Raw genomic sequence first — 9,160 nt, forward strand, 5'->3', positions numbered from 1 at the left:
AATGAAGAGTATCTAAACCACTTAAAAGAAGATTTAAAAGAAATATACAAGGTTAAAACATTACTAGGTCTTTTATATCCATATGAAGAATTAAAAATTGATTTTTCAGATAAGATAGAAATTGTATATATATTCGGAAACCAAAGCAATGTAGACGATAAATTAAAAGATACATTGCTTAAGATAAAGAATTCTGAAGAATACAAAAAGATATCTGAAGTAGCTAGCATAAAAATAGCTACATCATCTTTCATGGGATATGGATTATATGAAAAAAATATGATTGATATAGATAGGGCTATTGAATTATTGTAATTTAGACCTATATCAGTAACAAAATTTGCTTCTAAATCATAATATATATAAAATGATTTTGGTTATTTAAATCATAGGAGTTGAGTGTATATTATGAAAAAAATTACGGATCCTATAACAGATGTTGGCAAGGAGCTTATAAACGGCGTCGGTTCCATCGGAAAAGAAGTCATAAATGGAGTTGGAACAATAGGCAAGGATGTACTAAATGGAGTAGGTTCTATTGCTAAGGAAACTATAGAAACAGGAAAAAACGTAGGAAAAGCAGTAAAAAATAATGTAAAAAAATAAATATTAAGATTTATTTTGGCATCAAAAAAGAGAAATGAAAATTAATTCATTTCTCTTTTTTAATTTATTTTATATATTCATTTCCGTTTATTATCAAAGAAGTTGGAGAGTCATTTTTTAAAATCAAATCATAATTGACCTTCCCCTCATTAGGAACATTGAAATATCCCCTAGCATATACTAGATTCCCATTTTTGTGTAGCTCAGATACAGTTACACTGTAACCACTAGCCGTGTATTTACCAACAACTCTTTTTACAATTGATTTATAAGTTGAGCTTTCAGTAACTCCTATTTGAGAACTTTCAGCTACAAATGTGTTAGAAGAAGTTTGAGTAAATGTTTTTTGCTTCATAGCTGTTGTAGCGAACATAAGCAAAAACAAAGTCACAATTACGATTAAAAAAACCTTTTTCTTAATTTTATCGATATTTAAATTATTTTCTTTTTTAGTGTGAGTTTTCTTGAATTTTAGTCGTTTATAGCTTGAAAGTGAAATAATCTTGTCGTTTTTTTCTCTAATTTTTTTGTTGTTAACATGGAAACAATTATTGTCTTTATTATTTTCGAACTCTTTTTTCTTTTCTATGAAGAGTATTGTTTTATTTGCATTAGAGTTTCTCATCCTGTTGCCCCCTTATATCCCCTTTTTTATATGATACTATATTTTATATTGAATGCACAATAAAAAAGTCTTAATTTAATGAATATTGAATTAATGAAGACTTTTTAAGCACTTGGTACAGCAAGTGCGCTACTCTTTTGAAATGCATGACGGAAATTATATTTATTTTTACAAAATAAAAAAGTCTCCATTTTTAGAGCTTATTAAATAAATGCAGACTTTTTTTTAGTTATTTGACTTCTTTTTTTGAAATACTTGTTTTCACAAGGACTGAAGGTATTTTGCCAAGTTTACCAGTTAAACTATTTATTTCATCTAATTCTCCAACTACGACGATACTTATAACTGAGATATTTTCAACTTGGCAAGGGATACCCATTCTACCTCTTATGATGTGCTTATATTTTGATAAGATAGAATTAAATTGTTGTTGACTTATATCTGGCTCTTCAAGTATCGCACTAATAACTGCTACTCTTTTCATTTAATGTCCCCTCCTAACTTGTTTCAGATTAGAGTGTCTTTTGACTGATATATGTAAATTGTAGTATTAAAATTATAAAAAGTCTATAAGTAAAATAACACAAAATTTTATACTTATAGAAAAAAAAACAAAAAACTATTGAAATCGAACTAATGTTTGATGTATAATCTAATTATAGAACACGTGTTTGGATTTAAGGATAAATAATAGTAATATTTTCAAATATAATTAATATAATGTAATAAATTTTAATTGAGGAGTGATTAAAATGACTGTAGCATACGAAAGAAAATTAGAAGAAATAACTTATTTAAATTTACAAAAGGGTGAAGTTACATTGATGCAATTAAATGAATTATACAATAGATTTGGATTTATATTTATAGGTAGTGCTGGTAAATTTAAGGGAATAAAAAAGGAAAAGAAAAATTAGAAATTATATATGTTTAAAATGAAAGTCTATTATAATAAAAATAGGCTTTTATTTTTGTAAATTTAATAGAAATTTGTTTTTTAAATAATATTTTAGTAACAAAATAGTTACATTTATTTTAATGTATTGTTTTAATCTGGCAATTAAAATATAATCTAATAGTACATAGAAATGGGGTGAATAAAAAATGAGTGAAAATACAACTGCAAAAGAAAAAAGTGATAAAGATTTTTTCAAAGGTAAAAGAAATGTATTTTTAATAGTAGCAGCTGCAATAATAATTGTTTTTGTATGTGGTTTAAATTATTTTACATCAAAGTATTTATATAATGGTAAAATAGGGCAAAATATTTACATAGAAGATGTAGAAGTATCTAATCTTACAAAGCAGGAAGCTTTAGATATAGTAAATGCTAAATATCCTATGAAGGATTTAAAATTATCTTATGATAACAAAAATTATACAATAACATCTGAGGATATAGATTTATCGTACAATACAAAAGAGCTTGTAGATAATGCGTATAATCTAACTAGGGAAAATTCATATTTTTCAAATATAATGAGTTATATCAATGTAAAATTTGGCGGTAAAGATTATACTATAAAAGCATCTTATGATGAAGAAAAATTAGACAAGCAAATTAAAAAGATAGCTAAAAAAATAAATAAAAAATATGTAGATGCTTCAATTACAGTTTCATCTGGAATAGTTGTGCATGAATCAAAAACAGGTCTTAAATTCGATAATGAAGCTAATAAAAAATCTATTGAAAAGGCATATGCTGATAAATCTTATGAAACAATAGCTTTAAAGGTAGATGTTACACAGCCTAAGATAAAAACTGAAGATGTAGAAAGTATAGATTCTATGCTAGCTTCTTATTCGACTACTTTTAATGCTTATCAATATGAAAGATCTTATAATATAGCTTTAGCTCTAGCAAGATGCAACGGTACTATAGTAATGCCAGGAGAGACTTTTTCTTACAATGACTCTACAGGCCCAAGAGTACTTAGCAATGGATTTAAAAGTGCTTCAGTTATATTGGGAGGCGAATATCAAGATGCTCCAGGAGGAGGAGTTTGCCAAGGTTCTACTACTTTATTTAATGCAGTATTATTATCAGGGCTTGAAATAAAAGAAGTTCATAACCATAGCAAAACATCGTCGTATGTATCTAGAGGTAGAGATGCTATGGTAAACGATGGAGGTAGTGATTTCCAATTTACTAATAATTTCGATCATCCAGTTTACGTATCTTGTTATGCAGGTGGAGGAACTGCTAGTGCTAGCATATATGGATGCTCTGAAGATAGAGTAGGAGTAAGTATAAAGACTACTCATTTTACATATAATGGTCTTCCAGGTGCAAAAACTTATAGAACAATAACTAAAAATGGAAAATCAAAAACAACTCATATATATACAGCTGTTTATCAAGAATAAATTTTTAATTCAAATAAAAGGACAAACTCATTTTGGGTTTGTCTTTTTTTGTGATATAATATGTTGAAGTTAATTTTGAAGGCGGTAGATAAAGTGTTGGTTATAGATGATAGATATGAAATTTTAGGTTGTGAAGATGAAAGCTTAAAGATAGATAATCTCTACAAAGCGAAGGATTTACAGCTTGACTCGTATGTATATATAAAAATACTTAAAAATAATAGAAATATTGATGATGATTTTATACCAGATTTAATAGATGAATCTACTATGATTTTATCGATTGATTCAAGGCACATAGCAAAAATTTTAGATATTGGAGATTATAAATCTGGATATTATATAGTCAGTGAGTATTTTGAAGGTATAACGCTATACGATTTTATAAATAATTCTAACTTAAGAATAAAGGATATACTTTTTATAGGTAAACAAATCGTAGGGGCTATGAAAAATTGTGATGAAAAAAAAATATATCATGGAGGTCTTAGATTAGATAATATTTTACTAGATGATGGGCTTAATATAAAAATATACGACTTAGGTATAACTAAAGCAAATGGCGGTGTGAATATAAGGATGAACGACAATATCTCGTTTTTATGTCCACACCAATTGAATATAAACTATACAGATAGAGAGAGCGACTTTTTTTCTATAGGGATTATACTATATTACTGTGTATTTAAAGAAATGCCATTTAAAATAGGAAAGACAGATTTACAAATGCTTAAGAATATAGATAAAGGAATAGATTTAGATCAAGATAAAATCACGGTTTTAAATGAAGGGATAGTGCGCATTATAAAAAAATTATTGGATAGAAAAGACAAATATCAAAGCTACAATGAAATTTTGATAGATTTAACAGAATTGATGTATGTAAAAGCAGATATTGCTAAAAATAATGATATAGATTTAAATCAAGATATTAACTATAAAAAGAGTAAAAAGAACAATTCTTTTATGATAAAATTTATATCTATAATTATGTGCATTATTATTTTAATAATGATAATCTTATAATGTATAAGAAATTTACAGTCTTATAATTATTTGACTAGAAAGGAAGGGAGAAATGAAAATAAATTGGAATAGTAAGTACAATACTATAGCAGCATATACTTTAATTGTGATATGCTTGAGTACTATATTTTACTTTTTTGCATCACAGATAGGCTCATTTAGTGCTAAAATAGGTTACCTCATTTCTATAATGAATCCATTTATTATTGGATTTGTATTGGCGTACCTATTGAACTTTATACTAAAATTCTACGAAGAGAGACTTTTAACAAATATAAGATCATTTAACAAAATTAAACAAAAGAGAAAGAGACTTATAAGTATAGCACTTACATACTTGACATTTGGTGTAGTATTTTACCTATGCATACACTTTGTATTACCACAGCTTACTGAGAGTATAGTAGGTATAATAAATCAAATTCCTGCATATATGGAGGATGTAACAAAGCTTACTCAGGATATGATTAAGGATTTACATGTAAACGACCAAATGGCTAAATTTATGCAAAATAAATTAAATGAAATCGCCACTAAGGCAATAGCCTTTATAAGCGAAATAATGCCTTTAATAGCAGATATAATAATGAAGCTATTATCTAGTATTTGGAATATAGTATTAGGGCTTATAGTGTCTGTATATCTATTATTAGATAAGGAAAATTTCTACGCTATATCTAAAAAAATAGTATGTGCAATGTTTAGCAAAAAGACTGCAGATAGAATTTTTGAATTGACTTACAGAAGTAATAATACTTTTGGAAGATTTTTAAGTGGTAAGATTATAGATTCTGCTATAATAGGAGTTCTTAGTTTTATTCTATTTACAATAGCTAAGATGCCTTATGTAGTGTTGATATCTGTAATAATAGCTATTACAAATATAATACCATTTTTTGGACCATTTATAGGGGCGGTTCCATGCTTCGTTCTTATACTTTTCGAATCACCTATGAAGGCTTTGATATTTTTGGCGCTTATATTCTTGATACAACAAATTGACGGAAATATAATAGGTCCTAAAATTTTAGGAGATTCTATAGGTATTTCAGCATTCTGGATATTATTCTCAATATTAGTAGCAGGAGAAATATTTGGATTTATGGGTATGGTAATAGGGGTACCATTATTCGCCGTTATATACTCTATAATCAAAGAAAATGTAGAGTACAGATTGAAAGAAAAAAATCTACCGACAGATACAAAAGATTACATGTAGATTTAAAAAGAACTTGTAATAGAGATAAAATTCTCTATGCGAGTTCTTTTTTTTATATAAAAATAATCAATGTTATTGTTAAAATCTGTAAAAAAGGTATAATTAATAATATTGGAGGTGATAAATTTGACGATAGAGGAAAGTATAAGTAAATTAAAAATTAATTTAATAAGAAAAAGACCTTTTTACGGTGTGATTTTAATGAAATTAAATGAGCTTAGAGAGAGTGATTCGACAGATATTGTCTGTACAGATGGCAGTACAATTTTTTATAATAGAGAATATATGGAAAGTTTGACAGAGAGTGAAAGAAATTTTTATCTACTACATCAACTTTATCACTGTATTTTTATGCATCCGACAAGAATGGTAAACAAAGACAGTAAAATAGCAAATATAGCTGCAGATTATTTGGTAAACTACTATATAAGTATGGAAAAGGAAGAATTTAGAAGAAATCAGATCATGATTTCGCCACCAAAGGACGCCTTGATGGTAGAAAGTAGAGAAGATAAAGAGATGCTAGAAAAATTATCCTTTGAGCAGCTATACGAGATAATATACAAGCAGAGTAAAAAGCAAAATGACGATACAAAAGTCGACGACAACAGCAGCGGTCAAAATGGCGGTGGATTTGGCAGAAATATAGATTTTGAAAATGTCAAAGAAGATATAATGAGACCTAAAAATGTTCAAAAGACATCATCAAATATGAGAAGAATAATACAAGAGAGTATCATAACAAATAAAATGCAGGGAAATAAGTCGATGGGAGATATGCCTGGAAACTTACTTAGAAGGATAGAGGAATTAATAGGCTCTAGACTTCCATGGCATAAATATTTGAGAAGGTATTTGAGCAATATAGCTTCTGACGATTTATCTTTTGATACTCCAGATAAAAATCATATATACAGGGATTTAATACTTCCAGGAGTTTATGAGGATGAGGAAAAGCTAGAGGATATATTATTTGTAATAGATACATCTGGTTCTATTTCAGATGATGATTTAAAAAATTTCATGGCTCAAGCATACGATGTGTGTAAGGACTTTAATGCTACAGGGAAGGTAATATTTTTTGACAGCATAGTGCAGGATGTCTTTGAAATAGATAAGGATAACTTTGATAAGGCAAGACCTGTTGGAGGAGAAGGTACAAATGTCGATAGTGCACTTGCTTATATAAGAGATGAAAAATTAAAATATATATGTGCTATAGTTTTGACAGATGGATATTTTCCGAGACCAAATGTTTTAATAAGAAATGTTATTTGGTGTCTTACAGAAGACGGTACTACTGAAAATATAGAAGGTTATAAGGGATCTAAAATAATAAAAATGTAAATAAAGGGGTTTTGATATGTCTACTATAAATATAGAACAATTTGAAAAAATAGTTGAATTTAATATTGATAATAATATAAAGAGAGCTATTCTAGGACTTGGTTCTTCAGGTATAGGAAAATCTGCTGTAATTAAACAAATAGCAGATAGAAAAGGTATGGGCTTAATAGATTTAAGACTTTTACTATACACAGAAACAGATTTGAAGGGTATCCCATTCCCTAATGAAGATAAAACTAGAACAAAATGGCTTCCAAATGATATACTACCAAATGTCCAAAAGGACGGAGAAAAGGGAATTCTTTTAATAGAAGAGCTTACATCAGCTCCTAAGAGAGTACAAGCTGCGGCGTATCAATTAATTCAAGATAGAAGATTGGGAGAATACGTGCTTCCAGATGGATGGTTTATCGTGGCTTTAGGTAATAGAGAGGACGACAACGGGGTATTCGTTCAAATGCCATCGCCTCTTGCAAATAGATTTGAAATTCACGATATAGGATACGATTTAGATATATGGAAGAAAAATTTTGCTTATAAAAATGGTATAAATCCTTTTGTAATAAGCTACTTAAACTTCAAACCAGGTGCTCTACACAACTTTGTGCCAGACAGCACATCTATGATATTCGCATCACCTAGAACATGGCATGCAGTAAGCGATATATTAAACGCAAATGTATTTGATTTTGACGACGATATATTGAGATACAAAATCGAAGGTAATGTAGGCGAAATCGAATGCAATAGCTTTTTGCAATTCTGCAAATTAAAAGATGAGCTAGTAAGTGTAGATGATATACTAAGTGGTGTTGAGGTTGAGGTTCCATCAGAACACGATAAGATATATTTACTAATAGGTAGTGTAATATCTAGATTAGAAGGTTTAAGACAAATAGATGATTTAGACGATGTAGATGAAGAGCTACTAGATAAATTTTCAAATGCAATTAATTTCTTCTTAAAATTAAAACCAGAATTTACAGTTTTGGCGCTTAAAGACTTAGTTTCATTGAATAAGAAGCTAGTTAAAGGATTGTTTATAGAGGAATTAGACAACGATGATATAATAGATTTTATTACAGAAAACGACTATATATTTGAATAATTTAGAAGGTGGATTATGAATAAAAAAGAACATATTGAAAAGATAATTTCGGATTTTAGTACTACATTAAATACCTTGTTCGATGAATATGAATTAGATATAACTCTGCCTATTGAAAAATGTATTTCAACTGTGAGTATTAAAGATATTGTGCCTACACAGGAGGATACAATCTTTAAGCAGCTAGACAGCATTTATCATAGACGAATAAAGGAATTGTTTTATACATTAAAAAAAGTAGATAGACTGGGAGCTCCAAAGATTTATTACTACAAAAATAATGATATAAAGGTCACATCTTCTTTAGTAGATGATTATAGATTAAATGGTGAGATAGATAATTTATATACTTTTAAGAATACTTATTTATATAGACTAAAGGAGTTTTTAGAAGACCTATCTCCTGTTAAATACATACAGTATTTAGTTGATATCGAGGGTCTGATTTTAGAGTTGGGAGAGCCTAAGTTGACTATAGATGGGGCTAGTATGACTTTGAGATATCCATTTGATGTAGAAAATATAGACAAAACTGTTGAGCTTATAAAAAATGCCTTTGGAGATTACAAAATTGAGGCTTTATCTTGTGTAGTAATTTTAAGAGAAAGCGACAACGACATCTACGTTCCAGGGAAATATGAAAATTACTATTTCCCAGAATGCTTTAAGAAGGCGTTAGAGAACTTAGAAATTATAAGCCTATTTAAATCTAAAACAGTTGAAATTATAATAGATGGAAAATTTGAAACATTGTATTATTTCAGCGCTTACGAATATATGAACAATAAAACAAACAGACCTTATTGCTATATATATATCAAGGACAATAGACTTTTCGACTTGGAGAAATCGAAGATAATTA

General features: G+C 28.3%; 11 protein-coding genes. 9 read left to right on the forward strand and 2 right to left on the reverse strand.

Annotation, left to right across the window (positions count from 1 at the left end; genetic code table 11):
• Both ACI3VO_RS16700 and ACI3VO_RS16705 read left to right on the forward strand, forming a co-directional pair.
• Positions 1-315: hypothetical protein (locus tag ACI3VO_RS16700; RefSeq protein ID WP_439758994.1), on the forward strand; the 315-nt coding region annotated here is incomplete at its 5' end.
• A gap of 93 nt (positions 316-408) precedes the next feature.
• A complete protein-coding gene (locus tag ACI3VO_RS16705) occupies positions 409-606 on the forward strand; it encodes a hypothetical protein (protein ID WP_439758995.1) in 198 nt (65 codons plus the stop codon).
• Positions 607-670: 64 nt separating this feature from the next.
• On the opposite strand, the gene ACI3VO_RS16710 is transcribed toward ACI3VO_RS16705, so the two are convergent.
• Both ACI3VO_RS16710 and ACI3VO_RS16715 read right to left on the reverse strand, forming a co-directional pair.
• Positions 671-1,231: a hypothetical protein gene (locus tag ACI3VO_RS16710; protein ID WP_439758996.1), complete on the reverse strand. Its 561-nt coding sequence runs from the start codon at positions 1,229-1,231 to the stop codon at positions 671-673.
• A 229-nt stretch (positions 1,232-1,460) separates the two neighbouring features.
• Entirely contained in the window at positions 1,461-1,715 is a 255-nt protein-coding gene (locus tag ACI3VO_RS16715; protein ID WP_439758997.1) for a TM1266 family iron-only hydrogenase system putative regulator, read from the reverse strand.
• A gap of 268 nt (positions 1,716-1,983) precedes the next feature.
• On the opposite strand from ACI3VO_RS16715, the gene ACI3VO_RS16720 reads away from it, so the two are divergent.
• The 7 genes from ACI3VO_RS16720 to ACI3VO_RS16750 form a co-directional block, all read left to right on the forward strand.
• On the forward strand, positions 1,984-2,148 hold the full coding sequence (locus ACI3VO_RS16720) for a hypothetical protein (protein WP_439758998.1): 165 nt from the start codon (positions 1,984-1,986) through the stop codon (positions 2,146-2,148).
• 187 nt (positions 2,149-2,335) lie between these two features.
• A complete protein-coding gene (locus ACI3VO_RS16725) occupies positions 2,336-3,598 on the forward strand; it encodes a VanW family protein (RefSeq protein WP_439758999.1) in 1,263 nt (420 codons plus the stop codon).
• Between the two features lie 93 nt (positions 3,599-3,691).
• Complete coding sequence (locus ACI3VO_RS16730) at positions 3,692-4,624, forward strand: protein kinase domain-containing protein (RefSeq protein WP_439759000.1); 933 nt, start codon at positions 3,692-3,694, stop codon at positions 4,622-4,624.
• A gap of 52 nt (positions 4,625-4,676) precedes the next feature.
• Positions 4,677-5,843, forward strand: a complete 1,167-nt coding sequence (locus tag ACI3VO_RS16735; RefSeq protein ID WP_439759001.1) for an AI-2E family transporter — start codon at positions 4,677-4,679, stop codon at positions 5,841-5,843.
• A gap of 126 nt (positions 5,844-5,969) precedes the next feature.
• Positions 5,970-7,190, forward strand: coding sequence for a vWA domain-containing protein (locus ACI3VO_RS16740; protein WP_439759002.1), 1,221 nt, complete (start codon positions 5,970-5,972; stop codon positions 7,188-7,190).
• A gap of 16 nt (positions 7,191-7,206) precedes the next feature.
• The gene (locus ACI3VO_RS16745; protein ID WP_439759003.1) at positions 7,207-8,298 is read left to right on the forward strand and encodes an AAA family ATPase; all 1,092 of its coding nucleotides are present in this window, start codon (positions 7,207-7,209) and stop codon (positions 8,296-8,298) included.
• A 15-nt stretch (positions 8,299-8,313) separates the two neighbouring features.
• The coding region (locus tag ACI3VO_RS16750) for a hypothetical protein (protein ID WP_439759004.1) at positions 8,314-9,160 on the forward strand (847 nt) is incomplete at its 3' end.

Source organism: Intestinibacter sp. (assembly GCF_051866655.1).
Classification (GTDB): Bacteria; Bacillota; Clostridia; order Peptostreptococcales; family Peptostreptococcaceae; genus Intestinibacter.

Excerpts from the sequence above, each read along its gene's own strand:
- ACI3VO_RS16715 (WP_439758997.1), bottom strand. The coding sequence starts at position 1,715 with ATGAAAAGAGTAGCAGTTATTAGTGCGATACTTGAAGAGCCAGATATA.
- ACI3VO_RS16725 (WP_439758999.1), top strand. The coding sequence starts at position 2,336 with ATGAGTGAAAATACAACTGCAAAAGAAAAAAGTGATAAAGATTTTTTC.
- ACI3VO_RS16705 (WP_439758995.1), top strand. The coding sequence starts at position 409 with ATGAAAAAAATTACGGATCCTATAACAGATGTTGGCAAGGAGCTTATA.
- ACI3VO_RS16710 (WP_439758996.1), bottom strand. The coding sequence starts at position 1,231 with ATGAGAAACTCTAATGCAAATAAAACAATACTCTTCATAGAAAAGAAA.
- ACI3VO_RS16735 (WP_439759001.1), top strand. The coding sequence starts at position 4,677 with ATGAAAATAAATTGGAATAGTAAGTACAATACTATAGCAGCATATACT.
- ACI3VO_RS16720 (WP_439758998.1), top strand. The coding sequence starts at position 1,984 with ATGACTGTAGCATACGAAAGAAAATTAGAAGAAATAACTTATTTAAAT.
- ACI3VO_RS16745 (WP_439759003.1), top strand. The coding sequence starts at position 7,207 with ATGTCTACTATAAATATAGAACAATTTGAAAAAATAGTTGAATTTAAT.